This is a genomic window from Terrabacter ginsenosidimutans (assembly GCF_039539425.1).
GTDB lineage: Bacteria > Actinomycetota > Actinomycetes > Actinomycetales > Dermatophilaceae > Terrabacter > Terrabacter ginsenosidimutans.
Map to the genome: position 1 here is coordinate 134,480 of NZ_BAABDC010000004.1, position 26,786 is coordinate 161,265.

The following is a 26,786-nucleotide window of genomic DNA, read 5'->3' on the forward strand; positions in this document are numbered from 1 at the left end:
GGTCAGTCGCGGACGGGACCGTCCCAGTCGAGGTCGTCGTCCCACAGGTCGAGCTCGTCGGTGCGGGGCACGGTGGCCGTCACGGGGACTGCCGCGTCGGTGCCGGTGGGACCCCGGACGGGCATCGGCGGCGGTGACACCGGGCGCACGGCGAGCCTGCGCGGGCGATTGTCGGGTCGGTGCCCAGCAGGCGTCGGGCCCAGACGACCTGTCATCCGACCGACCGGCCGGGCGACCCAGCGTTCGACGAGCACGACGACGCCGGCGAGGAGCGCGAGGGCAACCACGGTGCGCACTGCCGGTGACCACGACGGCGTGTGCCGCATGAGCAGCTCGAAGATCGGGACGTGCCACACGAAGATCGTCAAGGACGCGGCACCCAGCCACGCGAGCCTGCGTCCGGAGAGGACGCGGACGGCATACGCCCGCGGGTCGAGCGGGGTCGCGGAGCCGAGCACGAGCAGAGCGCACGCGACCGTCAGCGCGATGCCCTGAACCTTGAAGTAGGCGCCGATGTCGTAGAAGGCGCACGAGACGACCACGCCACCCACGACGAGCAGCGCCCCGCCGACCAGGGCCGCCGACTGGCGACGAGGGTCGTCGCGGATGCGACCGGGAAGCAGGTCGACCGCGACCGCGACCAGCGCACCGTAGAGCAGGCCGTCCATGCGGGTCGTGGTCATGAGGGAGGCGGCGAACCATCCCTGTGTGTCGTAGACGTACCAGCGCCAGACGGTGACGACCGGGATCGCCACCGCGAGGAGTGCGAGGAGGACCCGTCGGTGGCGGGCCAGGACGAGCACGAGAAGCAGGAGCACGGCATAGAACTGGACCTCGATGCTGAGGTAGTAGAGCGGGCCGAGGTCGCTGCGGGCGTCGAGCGCGTTGAGGCGCACGTAGTCGTTCCACCAGTAGGTCCCGACCGCGAGGATCGAGCTGTTCGTCGCCGCGCGTGAGTTGGGGTCGGTGGGATCCAGCTCGGCGACGACGGCGACCACGCCGAGCAGGAGGTAGACCTGCAGGCTGATCCGGACCAGCCGGCGGCCGAAGGACCGGACGGGCCCGCGCACGCCGTCGCGCAGGCGAGCGGCGAGCAGCCCACGCGTGACGAGGTATCCGCCCACGACGAGGAACATCGTCACCCCGACGCTCCCGGCGAGGAAGAAGCCGTCCAGAGGGCCGAGGTCGGGCCGCAGCTGCTCCGGCCAGACCTTGCCGAGGTGGGACAGCACGACGAGCACGATGGCAAGGCCGCGGAAACCGTCGAGCAGCGCCAGACGCGTGCCCACGGCGGCTGCGGGTGGAGTCGGCGGGCTCGTGTGTGCCGTCGAGGTCACGGGGCCACTGCCGGGGTCGGGCGCACGGCCGGCCGGGCTGCCGCGAGCGCCGGTGGCGCGGGCGGCTGCAGGTGGTTTGCGAGCCACCGTCGCGTCGGCTCCTCGACCCAGCGGTGGGTGGTCCACACGACGAGGGAGAGCAACGCGACCGCGACGAGCGTGCGCGTGGGCCACTGCCAGCCCGTCGTGTGGCGGGCCACGAGGGCGAAGACCGGCAGGTGCCAGATGAAGATTGCGAGCGAGGCCCTGCCGAGGTAGCCGAGCGGGCGGCTGCAGAGGACTCCGGCGGTCCGCGTCGGCCCGGGGTCGAGGAAGATCGCGGCGACCAGCACCCCTCCCACGACGGTGAAGACGACACCCCAGGTGAGCAGGTACTGGAAGACGGGGAGCTGCTGCAGCACCCCGACGAGCACCAGCAGGGCGCCCGCACTGACGGACAGGACGATCCCCGCGTGCCGGCGCAGAGGTGCGAGCCAGGGGAGTGCCACGGCAACGAGGACGCCGAGCACCAGGCCGTCGGCGCGGGTCGACGTGGCGCTGTGGGCGACGAGCCAGCCGTCCGCTGCGAACACGTGGAAGCGCCAGACCGTGATGGTCACGAACAGGACGCTGAGCAGGGCGGCGAGCGTCCTGCGCCGCGCCGCGAGCACCACGACGAGCAGGGGCAGCACGAGGTACGCCTGCTGCTGGACGCTGAGATACCAGAGGTGGAAGAAGTCGGGCCGCGCCTCGAGGGGGTGCTGCTCGGTGTAGACGTTCCACGTGAAGGCCAGGACGTTGAGCACGGACTGGTTCGTGGTCTGTGCGGTGGTCGTGTCGGTGGCGTCGAGTCGGTGGACGACCAGGACGGCCGCCGCGAAGGGGACGAGCTGCACGCCGAGCCGCACGAGCCGTCGCGCGTAGAACCGCAGGGGGTCGATGACGCCGAGCTCGCGCTCGCGAAGGAGCCCCCGGGTGACGATGACGGCGCCGATGACGAAGAGGAGCGAGACCGCTCCTCCGCCGAAGAACCCGCCCAGGACGGGGACCGGCAGGACGAGGTCGACGGGCCAGAGGTTGCCGTTGCCGTGACCGAGGACCACGAGGACGATGACGATCCCGCGCAGGCCGTCGAGGGCGGCGATGCGGCGGCCGCCTCCGGCGCCGGCAGGTTTCGGGGAGCTCGTCGTGGCCGCGTCGGCGCGGCCGGGTCCGGCAGTCACGCGCGTGAGACTACCGGCTGGTAGCCGGGCATGGGTCGGCCCGGACCCACGGGTCGACGCGTCGGGGGACTCACGAGCGTGGGCCGCGTCCTGGCCGAGGTCGCCCGCCGCCGTGCGCGTGGACCCCGATGCGTCAGGAGTTCAGTCAACCGTTGAATGCCTGACGCACCAAAGCCGCAATTGATGCATTTGCGCGGTTAGGTTGGCCGGGTGCAGTCATCGCTGACCGAACCCCGCAGCCTCACGCCAGGACCCGGGGGCCCGCCGCCTGAGGTGGGCCCGCCCCCGAGGCGCTCGAGCGGGCGGGCGTGGGAATGGTCCCTCGCGGCGCTCCTGCTCCTGCCCAACCTCATCCTGCTCATCGTCTTCACCTACCGGCCGCTGCTCGACAACATCCGGCTGTCGTTCACCGACTGGAACATCTCCTCGCCCGTCGCCAACCCCGTGGGACTGGCCAACTACATCGAGTGGTTCGGCCGCGACGACACGAAGATCATCGTGCGCAACACCCTCGTCTTCACCGTCGCGACCGTCGGCATCTCGATGGCGCTCGGCCTGGGCCTCGCGCTGCTGCTCGACCAGAAGCTCAGGGGCCGCAACGTCGTCCGCTCGATCGTCTTCGCCCCGTTCGTCATCTCCGGAGCCGCGATCGGCATCGCCTTCCAGTTCGTCTTCGACCCGCAGTTCGGGCTCGTCCGCGACCTGCTCGCGCGCGTCGGCGTCGAGTCGCCCGACTTCTACCAGCAGCCGGGTTGGGCACTGTTCATGGTGACCGTCACCTACATCTGGAAGAACCTCGGCTACACGTTCGTCATCTACCTCGCGGCCCTTCAGGGCCGACGCGCCGACCTCGACGAGGCGGCCGAGATCGACGGCGCCTCCGCGTGGACCCGTTTCCGCCGCGTTCTGATGCCGCAGCTGCGCCCGACGACCTTCTTCCTGTCGATCACGGTGCTGCTCAGCTCGGTGCAGGTCTTCGACATCATCAACGTCATGACCCGCGGTGGACCGCAGGGCAACGCAACCACCACTCTCGTCTACCAGGTCTACCAGGAGACGTTCGTCAACCAGCGCGCCGGCTACGGCGCCACGGTCGCCACCGTCATGTTCGTCATCCTGCTCGCCGTCACGGTCGTCCAGGTGCGGTTCATGGACAGGGGGAAGAAGGCATGAGCACGTCCACCGTCGTCGACGCCCAGGAGGGCGAGCAGGCGACACCGGCGCGACCGGGCCGCTCGCGCCGTCGCGTCGCCCACAACGTCGAGGCCTCGACCCACAACCGCGGACCCGCTTGGACCGCAGCGGGATACGCGGGCATGTTCCTGATCGTCCTCGTCGTCGCGGTGCCCCTCTTCTGGATCCTCCTCACCTCCTTCAAGGAGCGCGGCGACATCTACGTCCGCCCCGCCCAGTGGTGGCCCACGCCGGCCACGGGAGCCAACTACAGCGAGCTGACGACCCGCATCCCCTTCTTCGACTACGTCCGCAACTCGGTCATCATCACCTCGGCCACCTCGGTGGCGAAGATCGTGCTCGGCGTTCTCAGCGCCTATGCCCTGTCGCTGCTGCGCTTCCCGGGACGCTCGGTCGTCTTCCTCGTCGTCATCGCCGCGCTGATGGTGCCCAACCAGATCACCGTGATCAGCAACTACGCGCTCGTCGCCCAGCTCGGGTGGCGCAACACCTACCAGGGCATCATCATCCCGCTCGCGGGCGTCGCGTTCGGCACCTTCCTGATGCGCAACCAGTTCCTCAACCTGCCCGGCGAGATCATCGAGGCCGCGCGGCTCGACGGTGCCGGCCCGATGAAGCTGCTGTGGCGCGTCGTCATGCCCATGTCGTGGCCGACACTCGTGGCGTTCGCTCTCATCACCGTCGTGAACGAGTGGAACGAGTACCTCTGGCCGTTCCTCATGTCCGACGACGAGACGACTGCGCCCCTGCCCGTCGGCCTGACGTTCCTGCAGAACAACGACGGCGTCACGAACTGGGGTCCCGTCATGGCCGGCACGGTGCTCGCGATGCTGCCCATCCTCGTGCTGTTCCTCTTCCTCCAGCGACAGATGATCAAGGGCCTCACGGCCGGCGCCGTCAAGAGCTGAACCTGCGCTGTCGCAGTCGAGCTCGGCGTGTGACCGCTCTCTGCGACGTCCCACCGACCCCAACCCACCACCACAGGGAAAGGCACCACCCATGAACGAGTTCTCACGTCGAGGATTCCTCGGCATCGCCGGCGCGGCCGGCATCGCCGGGCTCTCGGCCTGTGCCGGCACCGGCACCGCCACCTCGGGCAGCGGCGGCGGCTCGAGCAACACCATCGAGTTCTGGAGCAACCACCCGGGCAACAGCAAGCCGGTCGAGCAGGAGATCATCAAGGCCTTCGAGGCAGCCAACCCGAGCCTCAAGGTCAAGCTCGTCGACGCCGGCAAGAACTACGAGGAGGTCGCGCAGAAGTTCAACGCGTCCCTGGCCGGGGGGCAGCTGCCCGACGTCGTGGTCGTCTCCGACGTCACGTGGTTCAACTTCGCCCTCAACAAGCAGCTCACGCCGATGGACGAGCTGCTGTCGTCGGCCAAGATCGACACGAGCGACTACGTCGACGCGCTCTACAACGACTACAACCTGGACGACAAGCACTACGCCTTGCCGTTCGCACGGTCGACGCCGCTCTTCTACTACAACAAGGACCTCTGGAAGGCAGCCGGCCTCGAGGACCGCGGCCCCAAGGACTGGGACGAGTTCCTCACGTGGGCACCGAAGCTCAAGGCCGCGGCGGGCTCCGACAAGATCGTCATGGAGCTGCCCGACGGCTCCAACTACCTCGACTGGGTCTTCCAGAACATGGTCTGGGGCTACGGCGGCGCCTACTCCAAGGAGTGGACCCCGACCTTCTCCGACCCCAACACGGTCAAGGCCGGCACCTACCTGCAGGGCCTGGCCAAGAACGGCTTCCTCAAGCTGTCCAAGGACCCCGCGCCCGACTTCACCGCGGGCATCGTCGGGTGCACGATGATGTCGACCGGCTCGCTGGGCGGCGTGGCCAAGGACGCCAAGTTCTCGGTCGGCACGGCCTTCCTGCCCGGTGACGGCAACTGCCCCACGGGTGGGGCTGGTGTCGGCATCCCGGCGAGCATCTCCGACGCGCGCAAGAAGAACGCCTTGACGTTCATCGAGTTCCTCACCAACGCGCAGAACACCGTCACGTTCACCCAGGCCACCGGATACATGCCCGTGCGCAAGTCGGCCGTGGACCTGCCGGCCGAGAAGGCCTTCCTCGAGAAGAACCCCAACGCCAAGACGGCGATCGAGCAGCTGCCCAAGACGCGCTCGCAGGACAACGTCCGCGTGCTGCTTCCCGGTGGCGGCGCGCGCATCGGCAAGGGTCTCGACCAGATCGTCCAGGGCCAGGACGTCGCGACCGTCTTCAAGGGTCTCGACGCCGAGAGCCAGCAGGTCTTCGACTCGCAGATCAAGAGCAAGCTCGGCGCCTGAGGCGTCAGCACCACCCTCCCGTATGCCGTCCGCGCCGTCACGCGGACGGGCGCGGACGGCATACGGGGGACACGCATCCATCACGTACGGCGCGACAGCAAAGGGCATCCATGGCCACCGTGTACTTCGACGAGGCGACTCGTCGGTTCTCCAAGGACGACGCCCCGGCGGTCGACGGCATCACGCTCGACATCGCGGACGGCGAGTTCCTCGTCCTCGTCGGCCCTTCGGGCTGTGGCAAGTCCACGACCCTGCGCATGCTGGCGGGGCTCGAGCCCATCGACGGTGGTCGCATCCTCGTCGACGGTCACGACCAGAAGGGGGTGCGCCCCCGTGACCGCGACATCGCCATGGTCTTCCAGAGCTATGCGCTCTACCCCAACATGAGCGCAGCCCAGAACATGGCCTTCGCGCTGGACAACGCGAAGGTGAGCAAGGCGGAGACGAAGCAGCGCGTCGCCGAGGCCGCCAAGATCCTCGAGCTCGAGCAGCTGCTCGACCGCAAGCCCGGGCAGATGTCCGGAGGGCAGCGCCAGCGCGTGGCCATGGGCCGAGCGATCGTGCGCAACCCCAAGGTCTTCTGCATGGACGAGCCGCTGTCCAACCTCGATGCGAAGCTGCGCGTCTCGACCCGATCCCAGATCGCCGGACTGCAGCGCCGCCTCGGCATCACGACGGTCTACGTCACCCATGACCAGGTCGAGGCGATGACGATGGGCCACCGGGTCGCGGTGCTTCGCGACGGGAAGCTGCAGCAGGTCGACACGCCGGAGCGCCTCTACGACCACCCGGTCAACACCTTCGTCGCGGCGTTCATCGGCTCGCCGGCCATCACGCTCGTCGAGTCGGACGTGCGCGAAGGCGTCGCCCACGTGCACGGGCTGACCGTGCCGCTCGACCGCGCCGTCGCGGGACGCGCGAAGGAGAAGGTCGTCGTCGGGCTGCGTCCCGAGTCGTGGCACGTCGTCGACACGCCCGCCCACGACGGTCGGAAGGACGGCGACGGCACGTCGCTCGCCCTCAACGTCGAGCTCGTCGAGTCGCTGGGGTCCGAGTCGTTCGTCTACGGTCGTCCCGTGGGCGCCGAAGAAGGGGCCGACCGCGTGACGGTTCGCCTCGACAAGCGCACCCACCTGAGGGTCGGAGACGTCGTGCACGTCGAGCCCAACCACGGTGAGGTGCACCTCTTCGACGCGGCGTCGGGCGAGCGGATCGAGGCCTGAGATGGCAGACCGTCCCGGACCGTGGGCATCCGGCCGGTTCGACGTCGAGGGCCACCGTGGCGCCAAGGGCCTCGTCGTCGAGAACACCCTCGCGAGCTTCGCAGCGGCCTACGACGCCGGCGTGACCGGGGTCGAGCTCGATGTGCGGCTCACGGCCGACGGCGAGGTCGTCGTGTGGCACGACCCGGTGCTGCTGCCGCTCAAGTGCCTCTCGACGGGCCCCGACCTCGTCGGTGCCCGCGTCGCCGACCTCACCCTGGCCCAGCTGCGAACCGTCGACGTCGGCAGCCAGACCCTGGCCGCCTTCCCCGACCAGCGACCGTCTCCGGGCGCCCGGATCTCCACCCTCGACGAGGTTCTGGCCCACGGCCTCGAGCGTTCGCCGGACGTGTGGTGGACCATCGAGGTCAAGGTCGACCCGCGCGACGCGGGGGAGTCGGGCAACCGGCGTCGCCTCCTCGAGGGGGTGCTCTCCAGCCTCCACGCGGCCGGCCTCGAGCGACAGTGCTTCATCCACTCCTTCGACTGGGCCGTGCTCGAGCTCTCGGCCCTGCTGGCCCCGACGGTGACCCGTTCGGCGCTCGTCGAGTCCGGCGTGACCTGGGTGCCGGGCAGCCCGTGGACCGGTAGCGTCGTCGCGGGGACGACCCATGAGGACGTGTGCGACGGGGCCGCGGCGGTCGGTGCCCAGGTGATCTCGCCCGAGCACGTCCTCGTCGACGAGCCCTTCGTCGAGCGGGCTCATGGGGCCGGGCTCGCTGTCCTGCCGTGGACGGTCAACGAGGCCGCGCGCATGGTCGAGCTCGTCGAGGCCGGGGTCGACGGCCTCGTGTCGGACTATCCCGACCGTGCCCTCTCGGTGCTGGCACCCTGCCCCGCCTGACCCGCGGTCGTTGCGCCGCGACCCGACGGTGGGCCCGTAGCGAGGGGCCGGACCCCCGTGGGTCCGGCCCCTCGCTCCCCCTCCCGGTGCCCCTGTGGGGCGGGAGACGTGGCGCTCGTGGCACACTCGTGCGGTCGACAGACGCCGATGTCGGCGCTGCCACCGCCAGGTGCAGCAGCTGGGTGGGGACCCCTGGACCCCACCCATTCGCTAGAACGCCGTTCCAGCGAACTCATGATGCTTTCGAAGGGCTCCGATGTCAACCGATCGGACGTACGACAACCGCTCCCGGGCAGAGGCGGCGCTCGCTACCCGGCGGCGGATCATCGAGGCGGCGAGCGAGATGCTCCTCCGGGAGGGCTACCACGCCATGTCCGTCAGCGCGCTCGCCGGCGCAGCAGGCGTCAGCGCGCAGACGGTCTACAACGCCATCGGGGGCAAGGCGGCCGTGGTCAAGGCGGTCTACGACGTCCTGCTCGTCGGCGACGACGCCCCCGTGGCCATGCAGGACCGGCCCGAGTTCCGGGCGATGTCCGAGGCTCCCGACCGCGAGGCCTTCATGCGGGCGTATGCCGCCCTGTGCGCGACGATCTACGAGCGCGTCGGCCCGTTGCTCGGGGTCCTGCTCGCCCAGGGGCCCGGCGGTGACAGCGGCCTGCAGGACTTCGTGGCGACCATCGACCGAGAGCGTCGGGCCGGCAACACCAACGCGCTGAACGCCCTGGACCAGGCGCACGGCCTGCCGCCCCGGCTCGACCGCGAGCACTTCATCGACATCGTCTGGACCATGTCGTCCCCGGAGATCTACGACCGCTTCGTGCGACGCTGCGGCTGGACCCACGAGATGTATGCCGCCTGGCTGGCCGAGGCGCTCGTCGCGATCTTCGACCACGCCAGCAACGGAACCCAGGAGGACTGACCATGCCCCGCCAGATCGCCACCACCACCGAGGTCGACCGCGACGCGCTGCTCGACTTCGTGCGCCCTCGCCACTCGATGGTGCTCATGACCCAGCGGTCGGACGGGCGCCCGCAGGCCTCACCGGTCACCGGTGGCGTCGACGAGCAGGGCCGCATCGTCATCTCGACCTACCCCGAGCGGGCCAAGACGACGAACGCCCGCCGGCGTCCGCAGGTCAGCGTGCTCGTCCTGTCCGACGACTTCGGCGGCGAATGGGTCCAGGTCGACGGCGACTGCGAGGTCATCGACCTGCCCGAGTCCGTCGAGCCGCTCGTCGACTACTACCGCGCGATCTCCGGCGAGCACCCCGACTGGGACGAGTACCGCCAGGCGATGCGCGACCAGGGCAAGTCCCTGCTCCGGGTCACCCCGACCCGGTGGGGTCCGGTGGCCACGGGCGGCTTCCCCGCGCGCCTCGCTTGAGACGTCGACGGGGTCCACGCCCCTAGGCTGGCCGGATGCTGCGCGTCGGGGTCACCGGAGGAATCGGGTCGGGCAAGTCCACGGTCTCGCACCGGCTCGCCGAGCTCGGGGCACACGTCGTCGATGCCGACGCCGTCGCGCGCGAGGTCGTCGAGCCGGGCAAGCCCACGCTGCAACGGATCCGGGAGCGCTTCGGCGCGGGCGTGATCCGCGCCGACGGCTCGCTGGACCGGGCGGCCCTGGCGGCCATCGTGTTTCCCGACCGCGACGCCCTGGACGCGCTGGACGCCATCACCGGTCCGGCGATCGCGGCGCGTGCGGCGCAGCTGCGGGCGAGCGCCCCTGAGGGGGCGGTGTCCGTCTACGACATGCCGCTCCTCGTCGAGCGCGGGCTCTGGGTGCACGAGCACCTGTCCGTCGTCGTCGAGACCGACGTGGAGACACGGGTCCGCAGGCTCGTCGAGCAGCGTGGTCTCGGCGAGGACGATGCTCGCCACCGCATCGCGGCACAGGCCACGGAGCAGCAGCGCCGCGCGGTCGCCGACGTCGTCCTCGACAACTCCGGCACGCCGGACGACCTCGAGCGCGCCGTCGATGACCTCTGGGCAGAGCGGTTGGAGCCGTATGCCGTGAACCTCGCGAGCGGCACCCGGTCGCGGCGTCCGGACCACGCGACCGACGTCGTCGTCGAGCCACGCGCGGACTGGGAGGCCCGTGCCGAGCGCGTCGTCGCGCGCCTCGCCGCCGCGCTCGCGCCCACCGGTGTCGTCACCGAGGTGTCGCACATCGGCTCGACGTCGGTACCAGGCCTGCTCGCCAAGGACGTCATCGACGTGCAGGTCGGCGTCCACCGCCTTGCGGACGCCGACCGCGAGGACGTGCGTCGAGCCCTGGCCGACGCCGGCTACGTCTTCTCGCACGGCAACCACAGCGACACCCCGCACCCGCTGGACGCGGACCCGTCCGGGTGGGTCAAGCGCTTCCTCGGCGGGTGTGACCCGGGCAACCACGTCCACGTCCACGTCCGCGAGAAAGGCTCTGCCGGCTGGCGTTTCGCGTTGCTGTTCCGCGACTGGATGCGCCACGAGCCGGCCGAGCGGGACGCGTACGCCGCGGAGAAGCGTCGGCTCCTCGCGCTCCACCACACGACGTCCGACTACGTCGAGGCCAAGGAGCCGTGGTTCGAGGGAGCGTGGCAGCGGGCGACGGACTGGGCCGAGCGCTCGGGATGGCAGCCGCGATGAGGGGGCACCCGGCATACGCCGGCACTGGACGGTGTTGAGGCTGGCATGCGTGGTGAGTACAAGGTTCCCGGTGGCAAGCTCGTGGCGGTCGACCTCGAGGAGGTGGACGGCCGGCTGGCGGGAGTCAGCGTGTCGGGCGACTTCTTCCTCGAGCCGGACGAGGCGCTCGGCGACATCAACGCGGCGCTGACGGGGATGCCCGTCGACGCCGGCGTCGAGCAGCTGGCCGGCGCCGTCACCGGTGCGCTCACCGACGACGTCTCGCTCATCGGCTTCACGGCCGAGTCGATCGGGATCGCGATCCGCAGGGCGCTCGGCAAGGCGACCGGCTGGGACGACCACGCCTTCGACGTGATCCCCGCCCGCGTGCTCGACCCCGCCGTGCACGTCGCCCTCGACGAGGTGATCGCCCACGAGGTCGCGGCGGGGCGGCGCCCGCCGACCCTGCGCTTCTGGGACTGGGACAGCCCGCTCGTCGTCATCGGGTCGTTCCAGTCGGTCCGCAACGAGGTGGACCCCGAGGGCGCGCATCGGCACGGCATCGACGTCGTGCGTCGGGTCTCCGGCGGCGGCGCCATGTTCATGGAGCCGGGCAACACGATCACCTACTCGCTCGTCGTGCCGACCTCCCTCGTCGAGGGCCTGAGCTTCGAGCGCTCCTACTCCTTCCTCGACGAGTGGGTCATCGAGGCGCTCGCCGACGTCGGTGTCGCCGCCCACTTCGTGCCCCTCAACGACATCGCGAGCGACCGCGGCAAGATCGGGGGAGCGGCGCAGAAGCGCTTCGTGTCCGGCGCCGTGCTGCACCACGTGACGATGGCCTACGACATCGACGCCGACAAGATGCTCGAGGTGCTGCGGATCGGCCGCGAGAAGATGAGCGACAAGGGGACGAAGTCGGCCAACAAGCGGGTCGACCCGATGCGCTCGCAGACCGGCATGACGCGTGACGCGATCCTGGAGTCCTTCGCCGCGTCCTTCGCCCGCCGCTACCGGTCGGCCGGCTCGGACTACACGGCGGCCGAGCTCGAAGCCGCCCAGCGGCTCGTCGACGAGAAGTTCGCGACCCAGGAGTGGACCCACCGCGTGCCCTGATGTCGAGGACGGCGTGTCGGCTCCGACGTCCCGTGCGAGGCGGCAGACTGGCCGCCCACGATCGGGAAGGGAACTCCCATGAAGTACGTCATCCTCATCCACTCCAACCCGCAGCCCTGGGGCCACCCGACCGGGAACTTCGTCCCCGAGGCGCTCGCCCGGCCGCAGGAGGAGCGGGATGCCGGCGGTGCCGCGTTCGACGCGATGCTCGGCGAGCTGTCCGCGAGCGGGGAGCTCAAGGGCGGCGAGGCGCTCGGGGACCCGGCGTCGGCCCGGCTCTACCGCTGGGCCGCGGACGGCACGGTGGCGACGGACGGGCCGTACGCCGAGAGCAAGGAGCACCTTGCCGGCTTCTTCCTGCTCGACGTGGCCTCCCGCGAGCGGGCCGAGGAGCTGGCCAGCTACTTCGCGGGGCCCGGCGACACCGTCGAGCTGCGCCCCGCCTACGTCTGGGACGAGTAGGCGGGTGGGCGCTGTCGGTCGTGCGACGTACGGTTGAGCCATGCGTCCCACGACCGACCTCCAGCGCACGGTGGCACCCTTCGAGGTGATCTCCGAGTACACGCCCAGCGGTGACCAGCCCACGGCGATCGCCGAGCTCGCGCGGCGGGTCAAGGCGGGCGACACCGACACGGTGCTGCTGGGCGCCACCGGCACCGGCAAGTCGGCCACGACGGCCTGGCTCATCGAGCAGGTCCAGCGCCCGACCCTCGTCATGGCGCCCAACAAGACGCTCGCCGCCCAGCTCGCCAACGAGTTCCGCGAGCTGCTGCCCAACAACGCCGTCGAGTACTTCGTCAGCTACTACGACTACTACCAGCCCGAGGCGTACATCCCGCAGACCGACACCTACATCGAGAAGGACAGCTCGGTCAACGACGAGGTCGAGCGGCTGCGGCACTCGGCGACCAACTCGCTGCTGACCCGGCGTGACGTCATCGTCGTCGCGTCCGTCTCGTGCATCTACGGCCTCGGCACCCCGCAGGAGTACGTCGACCGGATGGCGCGGCTCAAGGTCGGCCAGGAGATCGTCCGCGACGACCTGCTCCGCCGTTTCGTCGAGATGCAGTACACCCGCAACGACCTCGCCTTCACCCGCGGCACCTTCCGGGTGCGCGGCGACACGGTCGAGATCATCCCGGTCTACGAGGAGCTCGCGATCCGTATCGAGTTCTTCGGTGACGAGATCGAGCGCATCTACACGCTGCACCCCGTGACGGGGGAGGTCGTCAACGAGGAGCAGGAGATGTACGTCTTCCCTGCCTCCCACTACGTCGCCGGCCCGGAGCGCATGGAGCGTGCCATCCGCGGCATCGAGCTCGAGCTCGAGGACCAGCTGGCCCTCTTCGAGAAGCAGGGCAAGCTGCTCGAGGCCCAGCGCCTGCGCATGCGCACGACCTACGACCTCGAGATGATGCGCCAGGTCGGCTTCTGCAACGGCATCGAGAACTACAGCCGGCACATCGACGGTCGCACCTCCGGGTCGGCGCCGAACTGCCTCATCGACTACTTCCCCGAGGACTTCCTGCTCGTGCTCGACGAGTCGCACCAGACGGTGCCGCAGATCGGCGCGATGTACGAGGGCGACATGTCCCGCAAGCGGATGCTCGTCGAGCACGGCTTCCGCCTGCCGAGCGCCATGGACAACCGGCCGCTGAAGTGGGAGGAGTTCCTCGAGCGCATCGGACAGACCGTCTACCTCTCGGCCACGCCGGGTGAGTACGAGCTGGCCAAGTCGGGGCCGCCGGTCGAGCAGATCATCCGACCGACCGGTCTCGTCGACCCCGAGGTCGTGCTCAAGCCGACCAAGGGCCAGATCGACGACCTCATGCACGAGATCCAGGAGCGCACCAAGCGCAACGAGCGCGTCCTGGTCACGACCCTGACCAAGAAGATGGCCGAGGACCTCACCGACTACCTCCTCGACAAGGGCATCCGGGTCCGCTACCTCCACAGCGACATCGACACCCTGCGCCGGGTCGAGCTGCTGCGCGAGCTGCGTAGCGGTGTCTTCGACGTCCTCGTCGGCATCAACCTCCTGCGCGAGGGTCTCGACCTGCCGGAGGTGTCCCTGGTGGCGATCCTCGACGCCGACAAGGAGGGCTTCCTCCGCTCGGCCCGCTCGCTGATCCAGACGATCGGTCGCGCGGCCCGAAACGTGTCGGGTCAGGTCCACATGTACGCCGACAAGATGACGCCGTCGATGGAGCAGGCGCTCGACGAGACCAACCGGCGCCGTGAGAAGCAGGTCGCCTACAACACCGAGCACGGCATCGACCCGACGCCGCTGCGCAAGAAGATCGCGGACATCACCGACCTGCTCGAGCGGGAGGATGCCGACACCCAGGAGCTGCTGGGATCCGGACGCATGCAGTCCCGGGGCAAGAGCGGCTCCGGCCGTGGCGCGATGGCGGCCGACGTCGGTGTGTCTGCGGGAGGCTCGACCAACCGACCTGCCGACATGGCGGCAGCAGACCTCGCCGGGCTCATCCAGGAGCTCACCACCCAGATGCACCAGGCGGCGGCAGAGCTCCACTTCGAGCTCGCGGCCCGGCTGCGCGACGAGATCGGCGACCTGAAGAAGGAGCTGCGGCAGATGAGTGCCGCGACCCGTTGAGCAGAGGGTGAGGCAACGGCAGTGACGCGAGGCGCGGCGACGGACGGTGTGGCCGGTCGGCTGCGGGCCGCCGCCCTCGCCATGCCCGGGGCCTGGGAGGACTCGCCCTGGGACGGTGACACGGTCGCCAAGGTCGGCGACAAGATCTTCGCCTTCCTCGGGGCGGACTCGGTGGGGGTCAAGAGCGCCCGCAGCCGAAACGAGGCCGACGAGTGGCTGCTGCGCTACCCCGACGACGCGTCCGTCATGGCCTACATCGGCCGCCACGGCTGGAACACCCTGCGGACCACGGGAGCCATCGACGAGGACGAGCTGCTCGAGGCGATCGAGACCTCCTACGAGATCGTCGTCTCCGGGTTGCCACGCAGTCGACGCCCGCACCCCGACGACCGCGGCGAGGTGCTGCCGCGGCACGCCACGCCCACAGGACGGGACCGATTTGAGGCGGGACGCCCGGAGTGAAAGACTCAGGCGTTCACGGAGGGGAGTATCCCCGACACGACGGGCTCGTCATCACGGAGTGGGTCTCACCGCCGCTCCCGGTCCCGTCGGTCCGACAGCACGTCGGGCGGGAGAGACCTCCGGTTACTGATCTGGTGACCGGAAGGTTGTGCCCATGAACGTTCCCGTGTGGGGCTGGTTCCTCACGATCGGCCTGATGGCCGTGTTCCTGCTCATCGACGTGTTCGTCATCGCCCGGCGGCCGCACGTCCCCTCGATGGCCGAGGCCGGCCGACACCTGGCGTTCTACGTCGCGGCAGCCGTGCTCTTCGGCCTCTTCGTGTGGTTCGAGTGGGGCGGCCAGTACGCGGGTGAGTTCTACGCCGGCTGGCTGACCGAGTACTCGTTGTCGGTCGACAACCTCTTCGTCTTCCTGCTCATCATGGCCAGCTTCAAGGTGCCTCAGAAGCTGCAGCAGTCGGCCCTCATGGTCGGCATCATCATCGCGATCATCCTGCGTGGCGTCTTCATCGCGCTCGGCGCGGTCGTCATCAACGCCTACTCGTGGGTCTTCTACATCTTCGGGGCGTTCCTCGTCTACACCGCCGTCAAGCTCGCCACGGGGGGCGAGACCGACGACGACGAGTACCACGAGAACCGTTTCCTGCTGTGGATCGAGAAGCGCTTCCCGGCCACCAAGGAGTGGAACGGCACGCGCCTCACCGTGATCGAGAACGGCAAGCGCCTCATCACCCCGATGCTCATCGTCATCCTGGCGCTGGGCACGACCGACCTCCTCTTCGCGCTCGACTCGATCCCGGCGATCTACGGGCTGACGAAGGAGCCCTTCCTCGTCCTGACGGCCAACATCTTCGCCCTGATGGGGCTGCGGCAGCTGTACTTCCTCATCGGCGGACTGCTCAAGAGGCTCGTCTACCTCAGCATCGGGCTCTCCGTGCTGCTCGCCTTCATCGGGGTCAAGCTCGTCATGCACGCGCTGCACGAGAACAACCTGCCGTTCATCAACGGCGGCCAGCCCCTCGAGGGCGTGCCCGACATCCCGATCCTCGTCTCGCTGGGCGCGATCGTGCTCATCCTCGGCGTCACGACCGTCGCGAGCCTGTGGAAGTCCAGCCGAGACGCCAAGCTGGAGGCGGCGGGCCCCGTGGCGCTCGAGCGTTCCGACGACGGGACGAGCGACAGCGCGCCCTCCAGGGCAGCGACGCGCGACGTCCTCTGACGCACGACCTGACGGACGACGCGCCCAGGGACGGGACGCGTCGGCGGCCTAGGGGTTGGTCACGGGCAGTCGCAGGGCTGCCCGCCGACGTCGCAGGCTGGCGATCACCAGGCGCTGGTGGCGCAGCAGCAGGCGACGTTCGGGGTTGGTGACGAGCCGCCCGCTCAGCGGGACGAACGTCGGTAGGTGGCGCAGACGGTCCTCGATGGCCGTGAGGGCACCGATGAGCTCACGGATGCTCATGGTGGACACGTCGGCCGCAGAGGCATCGGCGGGCGCGGACAGGTTCAGCGACTGGGACATGCATTACTCCAAAGCCGTACTTGGTCACGGTCGGCGTCGTGTGGTGGGACGTCGGCCAGCACGTCGGATCCCGATCAGGGTGGCGCCCGAGGTGAGGTCGTGACTGCGAAGATACGATCCTTCCCGGCGCCGCGGCAGGGACCTAGGTCCCGAACCGGACGGCGACTCACACCTGGCGCACCCGGTGGGCGACGACCCAACCGAGCAGGGCGGGCACGGCCATGACGGCGAAGACGGCGGCATACGCCCCCGGCACCGCCGAGCCGGCCGCGGCGAAGACGATGGCCGACAGGGCGATCGCGGTGGCGGCTCCCGCGGAGTCGCCGATCTGGAGGGCCGAGCTGACCAGACCCTGCTCGGTCGTGCCCGCCCGGGCCAGCGCCTGCGCCGTGACGCGAGGGTAGAGCGTGCCGATCCCGAGCCCGACCACGGGGAAGAGCGCGATGACGACCCACGTGGGGGCTGCGAGGGCGACCGCCCCGGCGAGACCGAGGAGCGAGAGCGTGATAGCGCCGAGCGACACGGCCGCCGTGCGCCCGATCTCGAAGCGGCGGTCCCAGCGCCCCTGCACCCACGACCCGACGAACCACGTCACGCCGGTCACGGTGAGGGCGACGCCGGCGAGGCTGGGGCTCAGCCCGTCGCGCTCCGTCAGCAGACGGGGAAGGTAGACCTCGGCCCCGCTGAAGGCGGCGAAGGCGAGAGCCCGCAGGGCGACGTCGGTCGGTAGGCCACGGGCCGCACGCAACGTCCCGCGCGGCGTGAGCGGCAGGAGGGTGAGGCCCACGACCACGAGGGCGACGACGGCGAGCGTGATGCCGACGGCGTCGAGCCGGTCGGCCGCCGCGTTGAGCGCGAGAACGGCAGCCGCCAGCACTCCCGAGGCCGCGATCGACCGGGTGCGCCACGGCACGTCGACGACCTCCTGGCGCAGCCCCGTGAGGATGCGGCCGAGCAGCACGGCGGCCACCACGAGGACGACGAGGGCCAGGCCGAAGACCCAGCGCCAGCCGATGGTCTGCGTGATGAGCCCGGCCACGAACGGTCCTGCGATCGACGGCACGACCCAGGCCGCTGAGAAGCCGGCGAGGATCGCCGTGTGCAGGCGCTGCGGGTAGACGCGGGTCACGAGGACGTAGAGGGCGGTGCTCGTCATCCCGGCGCCCAGGCCCTGCACCACCCGCGCGGCGACGAGCACCCCCATCGACGGCGCGAGCCCCGCGACGACGAGCCCGGTGGCGAAGAGCGCCAGGCCGATGAGCAGGGGTGGCCGCGGGCCGCGCCGGTCGGCCAGGTTGCCGGACCAGACGATGCTGACGATGCCCGAGGCGAGCGTCGCGGTGAAGGCCATCGCATAGAGCGAGGCGCCGTCGAGGTCACGGGCGATGGTCGGCATGACCGTCGTCAGGGCGAGCGCCTCGAACGCGTGGAGCGAGACGAGGGCGAGGACGCCGACGGTCGTGGCCCGCAACGCCGTCGACAGGATGCCGCCACCGTCGTCCGGGACGGCCGAGGGGGACTCAGTGCGCATGGTGCCCGAGGTCATGCGGTGACGGTAGGACTTCGAGTGGGCGTGAGGTCAAGGCCGTCATCATCCCGGACCCATGGCCGCAGCCTCCGGTGACTCGGGACGCGCCTGGGCGCCGAGGACGACCGCGCTCGCGAGCACCACCAGGGCCATGCCCGCCACCTGGCTCCGGTCGAGGACCTGGTGGAGCACGACGAGGCCGGCGAGCGCAGCCACCACCGGTTCGAGGCTGAGCAGGATGCCGAAGACGTGCTGGGCGAGATGGCGCAGGGCGACGAGCTCGAGCGAGTAGGGCAGCACCGACGACAGGACGGCGATGCCGAGGCCGAGCGCGACGTCGCGGGCTGTCCACCGGTCCACCGACGTCAGGCCCAGAGGGGCCACCGCGACAGTCGAGACGATGAGCGCCAGCGCGAGCCCGTCGAGGCCCCCGAACGCCCGCCCGGTGCGCTGGCTGAGGACGATGTACGCCGCCCACATGACGCCCGCGAGCGCCGCGAAGCCGACCCCGACGAGGTCGAGCCGGTCCCACGAGGTGTGCAGCACCCCCGACACGAGAAGCACGCCTACGGCCGCCGCAGCGACGGCGAGCACGTCCCGGGGACGACGGCTCAGGGCCGCGGCGAGCCCGAGCGGTCCGAGGAACTCGATGGTGACGGCGACGCCGATCGGCAGGTGCGCCAGGGAGGCGTAGAACGAGGTGTTCATCGCCGCGAGCGCCAGCCCGAAGAGCACGACCGTGCCCCAGTCGGAACGGCTGCGTCCGCGCCACGAGGGCCTCGCGACGGCATACAGGATCACCATGGCGAAGAGGAGGCGCAGCAGCACTGAGCCGGCGGCCCCGATGCGCGGGACGAGCGTGGCGGCGAAGGCGCCACCGAACTGGACGGAGACGACTCCGCCGAGGACGAGGAGGGGAGCGGTGCGGCGGTCGACGCTCACGGCATCGGCAGGCGCCCGGCAGCGACGAGCGTGGCGACGCGGTCGGCAGGCAGGTCCTCCTCGACGAGCACGCCGCCCGTCTCGGAGGCGTGGACCATGCGGCCGGGGCGCACGACGATGCCGACGTGGTGGATGCGCCGGCCGGGTCGTGCGAAGAAGTAGAGGTCGCCGGGCCGGACCGCGTCGAGCTCCACGGGGGTCGCGAACAGGGCCTGGGCGTACGCGTCGCGGGCGACGACCACCCCCATCAACCGCCAGGTGTGCAGCACGAGGCCCGAGCAGTCGAACCCGTGGGAGGAGATCCCCGACCACAGGTAGGGCAGCCCGATGTGGCTCCGGGCCTCCTCCACCGCGGGGTGGCGCTCGCCGTGGGCCGGCACCGTGGCATCGAGGACCTGGGCCGGACCGGACACGGACCCCGCGTCGCCGGCGGCCTCCAGGTGCGACGTCGGGACCCAGCCCGGGTAGCCCCGTCCGTCCTTCGGGGACGGCTGCCAGGGAGCCACGACGTGCGACCACGAGCCGGAGCCGTCCGTGCGACGGGTCTCCGTCACGAGGACCGGCTCGCCGGCGAGCAGCTGCGTCTCGACCCGACCGTGCAGCCCGAGCCGCCCGTCTCCCGACTCGTCGTGGGTGGCGTTCGCGTCGAGGGCCGCCAGCCACCCCGCGACGTCCGGGTGCTCGCTCACGGCGGGCGCATCGACGGGCCGCGGCCCCTCGGGACTGGACCAGACCGTCGTCACGGGGACCCGCACGACGTGGCTCGCATGCACGGCAGCGACGGCAGGGACGGCAGGGACGGCGGCGGACGGACTCACGCCCGTCATCCTCGCACCACGCCACGGCAGCGCTCCCGCGGGCCGGGTCCGGCGTGTCAGGTCGGCCGCCCGCGGCTCGTCGACCTTGTCTCTTCTCTCACGAATCGGCGCCGACCTGTCCCGGGTACTGGTCCGGGCGCGTCCGGGGCCGTACCGTCAGAGGTATGGCAGAGCGAATCACCCTCGAGGGATTCGATCCCCCGAAGAACCGACGTCACGGCCCGGACGGCGACCTCGTCGACGTCAAGGGCTGGCTGCATGCCCCGGTCGACTGGACCGGTGGGCCGCGGCTGGAGCACATCTGGCGCGAGAAGCACGGACGCTCTCGACTCGGCATCGGCCTCGCGGTCGCCAACAACCCGAGGCGCCACATCCTCCTGACGAACGTCCCGCCCGACCTCGACTTCCTCCGGTCCGAGCTCGAGTCGCTCATCGCCGAGCTGGACCCGGACGCCGATCCCGGTCCGCAGTCCGATCTCGAGGACGCCCAGTAGCAACGCCCACGTGACGGCCGGCGTCCGTTCTGTCGCGTGTGTCCCGGTGCCCGTCCACGCCGTCCTCGTCTCCGTCGGGTGAAGTGGTCCGACTCGCCCGCGCGGCGACGGGTCCCGCTCGTAGGCTGAGGCGGTGGCCAGGCCCGCGATCATCACCGTGGACGACGACGCGCCGGTCTCGGCTGCGATCGCGAGGGACCTGCGCGCCCGCTACGGAGACGAGCACCGCGTCCTGCGCGCGTCCTCCGGTGCCGAGGCGCTCGACCTCGTCGCACGCCTGCTCCTGCGCGGCCAGCCGCTGGCCCTCGTCGCCTCGGACCAGCGCATGCCGGCCATGACCGGCATCGAGCTGCTGTCGCGGGTCCGCGCCGACGTGCCGGACGCGAAGCTGCTCCTGCTCACGGCGTACGCCGACACCGACGTCGCGATCTCGGCGATCAACGACATCGGGCTCGACCACTACCTCCTGAAGCCGTGGGACCCGCCCGAGGACCGGCTCTACCCCGTCGTCGACGACCTGCTCGCCGACTGGCACAACGCCCATCCCGAGCAGGGCAACGACGTCCGCGTCGTCGGTCACCGGTGGTCCGAGGGAAGTCACGTCGTCAAGACCTTCCTCGCCAACAACCACGTGCCCTACGTCTGGCTCGACGTCGAGCGTGACGAGGAGGGGGCGCGTCTGCGGGACCTCGCGGGAGCGCAGCCGGAGGACCTCCCGCTCGTGCTCGTCCCGGACGGGGAGACGCTGCGCGCCCCGACACCGGTCGCCGTCGCGACGGCCCTCGGTTTGCGGACCCGCGCCGAGCGGGACCTCTACGACCTGTGCATCGTGGGGGGCGGCCCGGCCGGGCTCGCCGCCGCCGTCTACGCCGCGTCCGAGGGACTGAGCACCGTCGTCGTCGAGCACGACGCCCCTGGTGGGCAGGCGGGGCAGAGCGCGGCGATCGAGAACTACCTGGGCTTCCCGCGGGGGCTGTCCGGCGCCGACCTCGCCCAGCGCGCCATCGCCCAGGCCCGCCGGTTCGGGGCCGAGATGGTGCTCGCCCGTGACGTCGTCGCCCTCGAGGCGAGGGGCCCGGCCCGGGCGGTCGTCCTCGACGGCGCCGACGACATCGAGGCGCGCAGCGTCGTGCTGGCGACCGGAGTCTCGTACCGGCGGCTGGAGGCACGCGGCATCGACGCGCTCGTCGGCCGCGGCGTGCAGTACGGCTCCAACGCGGCCCAGGCCGCTGCCTGCGCCGGCGAGGAGGTCTACGTCGTCGGCGCGGCCAACTCCGCAGGCCAGGCGGTCCTCAACCTCGCCCGCCACGCGAAGCGCGTCACCCTCGTCGTCCGTGGTGAGTCCCTCGAGGCGGGCATGTCGCAGTACCTCGTCGAGCGGATCCGCGGCGACGAGCGGATCCGGGTGCTGTGCCGCACCGAGGTGGTCGGCGCGAACGGGGACGGCCACCTCGAGCGCCTGACGCTCGCCGACCGGCACATCGGCGCCACGACGAAGGTGCCGGCCGCGTGGCTCTTCGTCTACATCGGCGCGACACCGCGGACGGACTGGCTCGGTGCAGAGGTCGTGCGCGACGAGCACGGCTTCGTCGTCACCGGGCACGACCTGGTGACCGGTCCGCACGCCCACGGATGGACGCTCGCCCGACCGCCGTTCGCCCTGGAGACGAGCCTGCCCGGTGTCTTCGCCGCCGGAGACGTGCGGTCGGACTCGATGAAGCGCGTCGCCTCGGCGGTCGGCGAGGGCTCGATGTCGGTCTACTTCGTCCACCGCTACCTCGCCACGATCTGACGGCCGCACAGACGGGACCCCGCGATGCTCGAGCTCTCCGACCTCCGGACGGTGCCGCTCTTCGACGGCCTGCGCGACGACCAGCTGGAGGAGCTGCTGGAGGCGGGCGACGAGGTCGCGATCGTGCCCGGAGAGGTGATGTGGCTCGAGGGCGACCGGGCCGACCACTGGTGGGTCGTCGTCGACGGGACGCTCGACCTCTCGCGACACGTCGGCCGGGAGGATGTCGTGGTCGGCCGGATGGACGTGCCCGGGCGGTGGGCGGGTGGCTTCCGGGCGTGGGACGAGCACGGCGTCTACCTCGCGACGGCGCGGGGTGTCACGCCTGGCCGTCTGCTGCGCGTCCCGGCCGAGCGTCTCCACGAGCTGGCCAACGTCTGGTTCCCCTTCGCCGCGCACCTCGTCGCGGGCCTCTACGGCACGGCGCGCTCGATCGAGGCGACAGCCCGCCAGCGCAGCGCGCTCGTGACCTTGGGGACGCTCGCCGCCGGTCTGGCGCACGAGATCAACAACCCTGCCGCCGCCGCAGCACGCTCGGCGGCGGAGCTCGAGCGCGCCTGCGGCGGACTGCTCGACGCGCTGCGACAGATGGCCTCGAGCGGCCTCACCGCGACGCAGTTCGAACAGCTAGATGGGCTCCGCCGCGAGCTCGAGGCGCCGATCGTCCTTCCCGACCCCCTCGAGACGGCAGACCGGGAGGAGGAGCTGGGTGAGTGGCTGGACCGGGCCGGCATCGGGCGTCCCTGGGAGCTCGCGGCCTCCCTCGTCTCGGCCGGCGCGGACGTCGACTGGGTCGCCCGTGCCGCCGCTGCGAGCCCGGGCGACGGGCTGGCCGCCTCGCTCGGCTGGGTCGCGCGCACCATCGACGTGTCCTCGCTGCTCGCCGAGGTCCGCGAGTCCACGCGCCGCGTCTCCGAGCTCGTCGCGGGCATCAAGTCCTACTCACAGATGGACCGCGCGTCCCACCAGCGCGTCGACGTCCGTGAGGGACTCGAGAGCACCCTGCTCGTCATGGGGCCGCGGCTGCGTCCCGGCGTCACGGTCGTGCGCGACTGGGGGAGCGACGTGCCCGTCGTGGACGGCATGCCCGGTGAGCTCAACCAGGTGTGGACCAACCTCGTCGACAACGCCGTCGACGCGATGGACGGTGTGGGCACCCTGACGGTGAGCACCCGACGGGACGGGGACGCCGTGGTCATCGAGATCAGAGACACGGGGGCCGGCATGAGTCCCGACGTGCAGCAGCGGGCCTTCGAGGCCTTCTACACGACGAAGGACGTCGGCCGCGGCACCGGGCTCGGCCTGGACATCGCCCGCCGCATCGTCGTCGAGCGCCATGGCGGATCGGTCGAGATCGAGTCGCAGTCGGGTGACACACGTCTGCGGGTTCGCTTGCCCGTCAAGGCTCCCCACGTGCCGGCATCCTGACGACGGGTCGGGCCGCACGGCATCCGCCATCGTGTCGTCACCGAGGACGTATGCCGTCCCGTCGGCTCAGGTGGTCACCAGCCGCGGGCGCGCCACTCGCCGAGGTGCGGCCGCTCGGCGCCGAGGGTCGAGTCGTCGCCGTGCCCGGGGTAGAACCACGTGTCGTCGTCGTAGACGTCGAAGACACGGGTCGTGACGTCGTCGATCAGGGTGTCGAAGCTCTGGCCCGGGTTCTTCGTGTTGCCGACGCCGCCGGGGAAGAGGCTGTCGCCCGTGAAGAGGTGGGTGTGGCCCGCCGGGTCGGCGTAGGCGAGGGCGATGGAGCCGGGCGTGTGCCCCCGCAGGTGGACGACGTCGAGGGTGACGTCCCCGACCGTGACCGTGTCGCCCTGGTGGACGCGCTCGTCGACCGGCACGGGCAGTGCATCGGCGTCGTCGGCTCCGGCGACGGTGCGGGCACCGGTCGCGGCGACGACCGCGCCGAGCCCGCCGACGTGGTCGTGGTGCTGGTGGGTGGTGACGACGGTGTCGAGCCCCGCGCCGCCGGCAGCGACGAGCTCGAGCAGTCGGCCGGGCTCGGCGGCCGCGTCGACGAGCAGCTGCGCACCCGTGGCGCGGCAGGTCAGGAGGTAGGCGTTGTTGCCGAACCCGCCCACCTCGAGCTTGCGGATGGTCAGGTCCGGCAGCTCGCGGACGCCCGCAGGGCCGCCCCGGGTGACGTGGCCGGTGTAGGTGTCGTGGTGCGTCATGGGTCAGCCTCCGAAGGGAAGGGTGGGGACGGGCCCGTCGAAGCGGACGCCGTCGGTGCGGCCGCGGGCGAGCCAGAGCAGCACGTGCGCCGCGGCGCCCGTCACTCGCGACGCGCCCTCGCCGACGACGTGCTCGTCGCCCTCGTCGGTGACGATGTGCAGCGACGGGGGCGTGTCGGCGTGCACGAGGCGGTTTGCGGCGTCGCGCAGGAAGAGGGACACGACCTCCGCCGGCGCACTCTCGAACGAGTAGCCCGCGTCGAGGTCGACGTGGTGGAAGACGACCTCGCGCAGCCGCATGAACGCCACCATGCCCACCGCGATGGGGAAGCCACCCGGGGTCCGCTCGACGCGGACGTCGGCATGCTCCGGGCGCAGGGCCTCGAGCCGCTCCTGGAGCCGTGCTGCGCTGTCGCGGATGTCGGTGGCCTGGTCGTGCGCCGCGCGCCTGGCACCACGGTCGATGTCGGCGTCGCGCGACGCGACGTCGTCGTACATCGTGTCGGGCTGCCCGGTCAGGGCCACGTCGCACACCCGGACGAGGGCGTCGGCGTTGCGGGCGAGGTGCGACAGCACGTGACCGCGCGACCAGCCCTCGCACAGTGACGGCGCGAGGACCGCCTCGTTGCGGAAGGAGGCCGCCGTCGAGACGAGGCGGTCGGTCTCGGCGGCCACGAGGGCCGGTGTCACGTCAGCGTGCCTCATGCGTCGCCTCTCCGGTCGCCTTCGCCAGCGCCAGTGCCGCGCCGACGAGTGTCAGGTGCGAGAAGGCCTGGGGGAAGTTGCCCACCATGCGCTTCCCGATCGGGTCGTACTCCTCGGACAGCAGACCCACGTCGTTGGTCAGGCCCACGAGCCTGTCCATCAGCTCGGTGGCCTCCGTCGTCATACCCGCCCTGGCGTAGGCGGTCACGAGCCAGAAGGAGCACGCGAGGAAGGGGTGCTCGTCGCCGGAGAGGCCGTCGACGCCGGTGTCGGTGCGGTAGCGCATGACGAGTCCCTCACGCATGAGGTCCGACTCGACCGCCGCGATCGTGCCGAGCATCCGCGGGTCGTCGCCGTCGACGAGCCCGATGGACGACAGCGTCAGCAGCGACGCGTCGACCTCCGTCGTGTCGTAGTGCTGGACGAAGGTGTTGCGCCCGGGGTCGAAACCCTTGGTCAGGACCTCCTCACGCACCTGGTCGCGCAGCTCGCGCCAGTGCTCGACGGGTCCGTCGAGGCCATGCTGCTCGACCGCGCGGATGGCGCGGTCGAACGCCGCCCACACCATGGCGCGGGAGTGCGTGAAGTGGCGGAGCGGGCCGCGGATCTCCCAGAGACCGTTGTCGGCCTCCTCCCAGTGCTCCGCGAGGTGGTTGACGAGGGCACGCTGCAGGTGCCACGAGTCGTCGGTCTCCTCGAGTCCCCTCGACCGCGCGTGGTCGAGGGAGATGAGGACCTCGCCGAGCACGTCGGTCTGGCGCTGGTCGACGGCGGCGTTGCCGACGCGCACGGGGCGCGACGCGGCATACCCGGGCAGGTGCTCGAGGACCCGCTCGGGCAGGTCACGCCCGCCGTCGACGCGGTACATGATCTGCATGTCCTCGGGGTCGCCGGCGACGGCGCGCAGCAGCCAGTCGCGCCACAGCGCGGTCTCCTCGACGTAGCCGCAGCCGAGCAGCGCCTCGAGCGTCAGGGCGGCGTCGCGCAGCCAGCAGAAGCGGTAGTCCCAGTTGCGCTCGCCGCCGAACTCCTCGGGGAGGGAGGTCGTCGCCGCCGCCACGATGCCGCCGGTCTGCTCGTGCGTCAGCCCCCGCAGCACGAGGAGGGAGCGCGTCACGGCCTCGGCATATGGGCCGACGTAGTCGCTGCGGGCCGCGTACCCCTCGCTGCGTGCGATCGTCTCGCGGATGCGGGCGCGCACGCGCAGCGGCGGCGGGATCTCGTCGTGGCTGCGGAACCACGTCGTCGAGAAGGTGAAGGTCTCGCCCGCGGAGACGTCGAACTCGTCGACGTGGTGACCGTCCCGGGCGTGGGGGAGCCGGGCGCCGCGCAGCACGAGCATGTCGGGGCCGGCGATGGCCGTGATGATCTCGTCGGTGCGGTCCTCGCGGTCGTCGGTGTGGCGCGCCACCCACGGGCGGGTCCGGCCGTAGTTGAAGCGCACCGTCCACTCGTGGACCATCCGGACCGTGCCCTCGAGGCCCTCGATGCGGCGCAGCAGGTCCGAGCGGCCGTCACCGAGCGGCATGAGGTCGGTGACGCGGACCCGCCCGGTCGAGGTCTCGTGGATCGTCTCGAGCACGAACGAGTTGCCGACGTAGCGCCGCGTGGTGACGGCGTCGGGGTCGGCAGGGGCGATGAGCCACCGGCCGTGCTCGGGCGTGCCGAGCAGCGCCGAGAAGCAGGCACGGGAGTCGAACCGGGGCAGGCACAGCCAGTCGACCGAGCCGCGACGGCTGACGAGGGCGGCGGTGCCGAGGTCGCCGAGCACGGCGTAGTCCTCGATCGGCGTGGGCACGTGCTCGCTCATGAGGCGAGTATGCCGTCCCACCGGGTCGGGCGCTCCTGTCGCCCCGGCGTCGCCGGACGG

At 71.0% G+C, this 26,786-nt stretch carries 25 protein-coding genes; 16 read left to right on the forward strand and 9 right to left on the reverse strand.

Annotated elements, in window-relative coordinates:
- Positions 1–2: 2 nt before the first annotated feature.
- Both ABD831_RS13425 and ABD831_RS13430 read right to left on the reverse strand, forming a co-directional pair.
- Complete coding sequence (locus ABD831_RS13425; protein ID WP_344947302.1) at positions 3–1,424, reverse strand: acyltransferase family protein; 1,422 nt, start codon at positions 1,422–1,424, stop codon at positions 3–5.
- On the reverse strand, positions 1,334–2,539 hold the full coding sequence (locus ABD831_RS13430) for an acyltransferase family protein (RefSeq protein WP_344947305.1): 1,206 nt from the start codon (positions 2,537–2,539) through the stop codon (positions 1,334–1,336). The genes ABD831_RS13425 and ABD831_RS13430 overlap by 91 nt, the downstream gene beginning before the upstream one ends.
- Before the next feature lie 273 nt (positions 2,540–2,812).
- Here ABD831_RS13430 and ABD831_RS13435 point away from each other — a divergent pair, with 273 nt between their 5' ends.
- From ABD831_RS13435 to ABD831_RS13495, 13 genes are all read left to right on the forward strand, one after another.
- Positions 2,813–3,712 carry a carbohydrate ABC transporter permease gene (locus ABD831_RS13435; protein WP_425582830.1) on the forward strand — a complete coding sequence of 300 codons (900 nt, stop codon included), beginning with the start codon at positions 2,813–2,815 and terminating at the stop codon, positions 3,710–3,712.
- Complete coding sequence (locus ABD831_RS13440) at positions 3,709–4,641, forward strand: carbohydrate ABC transporter permease (RefSeq protein ID WP_344947310.1); 933 nt, start codon at positions 3,709–3,711, stop codon at positions 4,639–4,641. The genes ABD831_RS13435 and ABD831_RS13440 overlap by 4 nt, the downstream gene beginning before the upstream one ends.
- A gap of 91 nt (positions 4,642–4,732) precedes the next feature.
- Positions 4,733–6,031 (forward strand): ABC transporter substrate-binding protein, encoded by a 1,299-nt coding sequence (locus ABD831_RS13445; RefSeq protein ID WP_344947313.1) that lies wholly within the window; start codon positions 4,733–4,735, stop codon positions 6,029–6,031.
- A 110-nt stretch (positions 6,032–6,141) separates the two neighbouring features.
- Entirely contained in the window at positions 6,142–7,254 is a 1,113-nt protein-coding gene (locus tag ABD831_RS13450) for a sn-glycerol-3-phosphate ABC transporter ATP-binding protein UgpC (protein WP_142178202.1), read from the forward strand.
- Between the two features lies 1 nt (position 7,255).
- Entirely contained in the window at positions 7,256–8,137 is an 882-nt protein-coding gene (locus ABD831_RS13455; RefSeq protein ID WP_344947318.1) for a glycerophosphodiester phosphodiesterase family protein, read from the forward strand.
- A gap of 256 nt (positions 8,138–8,393) precedes the next feature.
- The gene (locus tag ABD831_RS13460; protein WP_344947322.1) at positions 8,394–9,056 is read left to right on the forward strand and encodes a TetR/AcrR family transcriptional regulator; all 663 of its coding nucleotides are present in this window, start codon (positions 8,394–8,396) and stop codon (positions 9,054–9,056) included.
- Between the two features lie 2 nt (positions 9,057–9,058).
- Positions 9,059–9,520: a PPOX class F420-dependent oxidoreductase gene (locus tag ABD831_RS13465; protein ID WP_344947325.1), complete on the forward strand. Its 462-nt coding sequence runs from the start codon at positions 9,059–9,061 to the stop codon at positions 9,518–9,520.
- A 35-nt stretch (positions 9,521–9,555) separates the two neighbouring features.
- Positions 9,556–10,764, forward strand: coding sequence for a dephospho-CoA kinase (gene coaE / locus ABD831_RS13470; RefSeq protein WP_344947328.1), 1,209 nt, complete (start codon positions 9,556–9,558; stop codon positions 10,762–10,764).
- A 45-nt stretch (positions 10,765–10,809) separates the two neighbouring features.
- Positions 10,810–11,859: a lipoate-protein ligase LplAB gene (lplAB, locus tag ABD831_RS13475; RefSeq protein ID WP_344947331.1), complete on the forward strand. Its 1,050-nt coding sequence runs from the start codon at positions 10,810–10,812 to the stop codon at positions 11,857–11,859.
- A 78-nt stretch (positions 11,860–11,937) separates the two neighbouring features.
- Complete coding sequence (locus tag ABD831_RS13480) at positions 11,938–12,321, forward strand: YciI family protein (RefSeq protein WP_344947334.1); 384 nt, start codon at positions 11,938–11,940, stop codon at positions 12,319–12,321.
- Between the two features lie 40 nt (positions 12,322–12,361).
- Positions 12,362–14,476, forward strand: a complete 2,115-nt coding sequence (uvrB, locus tag ABD831_RS13485) for an excinuclease ABC subunit UvrB (RefSeq protein WP_142178189.1) — start codon at positions 12,362–12,364, stop codon at positions 14,474–14,476.
- 21 nt (positions 14,477–14,497) lie between these two features.
- Positions 14,498–14,938, forward strand: coding sequence for an MmcQ/YjbR family DNA-binding protein (locus ABD831_RS13490; RefSeq protein WP_344947338.1), 441 nt, complete (start codon positions 14,498–14,500; stop codon positions 14,936–14,938).
- Between the two features lie 154 nt (positions 14,939–15,092).
- Positions 15,093–16,157 carry a TerC family protein gene (locus ABD831_RS13495; RefSeq protein WP_344947340.1) on the forward strand — a complete coding sequence of 355 codons (1,065 nt, stop codon included), beginning with the start codon at positions 15,093–15,095 and terminating at the stop codon, positions 16,155–16,157.
- A 48-nt stretch (positions 16,158–16,205) separates the two neighbouring features.
- On the opposite strand, the gene ABD831_RS13500 is transcribed toward ABD831_RS13495, so the two are convergent.
- The 4 genes from ABD831_RS13500 to ABD831_RS13515 all read right to left on the reverse strand — a co-directional run bounded on the left by ABD831_RS13500 (position 16,206) and on the right by ABD831_RS13515 (position 19,748).
- Complete coding sequence (locus tag ABD831_RS13500) at positions 16,206–16,460, reverse strand: hypothetical protein (RefSeq protein WP_344947343.1); 255 nt, start codon at positions 16,458–16,460, stop codon at positions 16,206–16,208.
- A gap of 166 nt (positions 16,461–16,626) precedes the next feature.
- Positions 16,627–18,006 (reverse strand): MFS transporter, encoded by a 1,380-nt coding sequence (locus tag ABD831_RS13505; RefSeq protein ID WP_344947345.1) that lies wholly within the window; start codon positions 18,004–18,006, stop codon positions 16,627–16,629.
- 45 nt (positions 18,007–18,051) lie between these two features.
- On the reverse strand, positions 18,052–18,930 hold the full coding sequence (locus tag ABD831_RS13510; protein ID WP_142178181.1) for an EamA family transporter: 879 nt from the start codon (positions 18,928–18,930) through the stop codon (positions 18,052–18,054).
- Complete coding sequence (locus ABD831_RS13515) at positions 18,927–19,748, reverse strand: C40 family peptidase (RefSeq protein WP_344947349.1); 822 nt, start codon at positions 19,746–19,748, stop codon at positions 18,927–18,929. Before ABD831_RS13515 ends, ABD831_RS13510 begins: the two co-directional genes overlap by 4 nt.
- A gap of 164 nt (positions 19,749–19,912) precedes the next feature.
- On the opposite strand from ABD831_RS13515, the gene ABD831_RS13520 reads away from it, so the two are divergent.
- The 3 genes from ABD831_RS13520 (at position 19,913) to ABD831_RS13530 (ending at position 23,462) form a co-directional block, all read left to right on the forward strand.
- A complete protein-coding gene (locus ABD831_RS13520; RefSeq protein WP_142178176.1) occupies positions 19,913–20,242 on the forward strand; it encodes a hypothetical protein in 330 nt (109 codons plus the stop codon).
- A gap of 133 nt (positions 20,243–20,375) precedes the next feature.
- Positions 20,376–22,034 carry an NAD(P)/FAD-dependent oxidoreductase gene (locus ABD831_RS13525; protein ID WP_344947354.1) on the forward strand — a complete coding sequence of 553 codons (1,659 nt, stop codon included), beginning with the start codon at positions 20,376–20,378 and terminating at the stop codon, positions 22,032–22,034.
- A gap of 24 nt (positions 22,035–22,058) precedes the next feature.
- Positions 22,059–23,462: a sensor histidine kinase gene (locus ABD831_RS13530; protein ID WP_344947356.1), complete on the forward strand. Its 1,404-nt coding sequence runs from the start codon at positions 22,059–22,061 to the stop codon at positions 23,460–23,462.
- A gap of 74 nt (positions 23,463–23,536) precedes the next feature.
- Here ABD831_RS13530 and ABD831_RS13535 read toward each other — a convergent pair whose 3' ends face one another.
- Genes ABD831_RS13535 through ABD831_RS13545 form a run of 3 tightly spaced genes read right to left on the reverse strand, consistent with a single transcriptional unit; the run spans position 23,537 to position 26,726 of the window.
- Positions 23,537–24,211 carry an MBL fold metallo-hydrolase gene (locus ABD831_RS13535; RefSeq protein WP_344947358.1) on the reverse strand — a complete coding sequence of 225 codons (675 nt, stop codon included), beginning with the start codon at positions 24,209–24,211 and terminating at the stop codon, positions 23,537–23,539.
- 3 nt (positions 24,212–24,214) lie between these two features.
- Positions 24,215–24,916, reverse strand: a complete 702-nt coding sequence (locus tag ABD831_RS13540; protein WP_344947361.1) for a maleylpyruvate isomerase family mycothiol-dependent enzyme — start codon at positions 24,914–24,916, stop codon at positions 24,215–24,217.
- Entirely contained in the window at positions 24,903–26,726 is a 1,824-nt protein-coding gene (locus ABD831_RS13545) for a glycoside hydrolase family 15 protein (protein WP_344947364.1), read from the reverse strand. Before ABD831_RS13545 ends, ABD831_RS13540 begins: the two co-directional genes overlap by 14 nt.
- Between the last annotated feature and the right edge of the window lie 60 nt (positions 26,727–26,786).

What these genes read in the sequence shown, in the direction of transcription:
- ABD831_RS13440 (WP_344947310.1), top strand. Translation starts at nt 3,709, where the DNA reads ATGAGCACGTCCACCGTCGTCGACGCCCAGGAGGGCGAGCAGGCGACA.
- ABD831_RS13445 (WP_344947313.1), top strand. Translation starts at nt 4,733, where the DNA reads ATGAACGAGTTCTCACGTCGAGGATTCCTCGGCATCGCCGGCGCGGCC.
- ABD831_RS13450 (WP_142178202.1), top strand. Translation starts at nt 6,142, where the DNA reads ATGGCCACCGTGTACTTCGACGAGGCGACTCGTCGGTTCTCCAAGGAC.
- ABD831_RS13455 (WP_344947318.1), top strand. Translation starts at nt 7,256, where the DNA reads ATGGCAGACCGTCCCGGACCGTGGGCATCCGGCCGGTTCGACGTCGAG.
- ABD831_RS13460 (WP_344947322.1), top strand. Translation starts at nt 8,394, where the DNA reads ATGTCAACCGATCGGACGTACGACAACCGCTCCCGGGCAGAGGCGGCG.
- ABD831_RS13465 (WP_344947325.1), top strand. Translation starts at nt 9,059, where the DNA reads ATGCCCCGCCAGATCGCCACCACCACCGAGGTCGACCGCGACGCGCTG.
- coaE (WP_344947328.1), top strand. Translation starts at nt 9,556, where the DNA reads ATGCTGCGCGTCGGGGTCACCGGAGGAATCGGGTCGGGCAAGTCCACG.
- lplAB (WP_344947331.1), top strand. Translation starts at nt 10,810, where the DNA reads ATGCGTGGTGAGTACAAGGTTCCCGGTGGCAAGCTCGTGGCGGTCGAC.
- ABD831_RS13480 (WP_344947334.1), top strand. Translation starts at nt 11,938, where the DNA reads ATGAAGTACGTCATCCTCATCCACTCCAACCCGCAGCCCTGGGGCCAC.
- uvrB (WP_142178189.1), top strand. Translation starts at nt 12,362, where the DNA reads ATGCGTCCCACGACCGACCTCCAGCGCACGGTGGCACCCTTCGAGGTG.
- ABD831_RS13495 (WP_344947340.1), top strand. Translation starts at nt 15,093, where the DNA reads ATGAACGTTCCCGTGTGGGGCTGGTTCCTCACGATCGGCCTGATGGCC.
- ABD831_RS13500 (WP_344947343.1), bottom strand. Translation starts at nt 16,460, where the DNA reads ATGTCCCAGTCGCTGAACCTGTCCGCGCCCGCCGATGCCTCTGCGGCC.
- ABD831_RS13505 (WP_344947345.1), bottom strand. Translation starts at nt 18,006, where the DNA reads ATGACCTCGGGCACCATGCGCACTGAGTCCCCCTCGGCCGTCCCGGAC.
- ABD831_RS13520 (WP_142178176.1), top strand. Translation starts at nt 19,913, where the DNA reads ATGGCAGAGCGAATCACCCTCGAGGGATTCGATCCCCCGAAGAACCGA.
- ABD831_RS13530 (WP_344947356.1), top strand. Translation starts at nt 22,059, where the DNA reads ATGCTCGAGCTCTCCGACCTCCGGACGGTGCCGCTCTTCGACGGCCTG.
- ABD831_RS13535 (WP_344947358.1), bottom strand. Translation starts at nt 24,211, where the DNA reads ATGACGCACCACGACACCTACACCGGCCACGTCACCCGGGGCGGCCCT.
- ABD831_RS13540 (WP_344947361.1), bottom strand. Translation starts at nt 24,916, where the DNA reads ATGAGGCACGCTGACGTGACACCGGCCCTCGTGGCCGCCGAGACCGAC.
- ABD831_RS13545 (WP_344947364.1), bottom strand. Translation starts at nt 26,726, where the DNA reads ATGAGCGAGCACGTGCCCACGCCGATCGAGGACTACGCCGTGCTCGGC.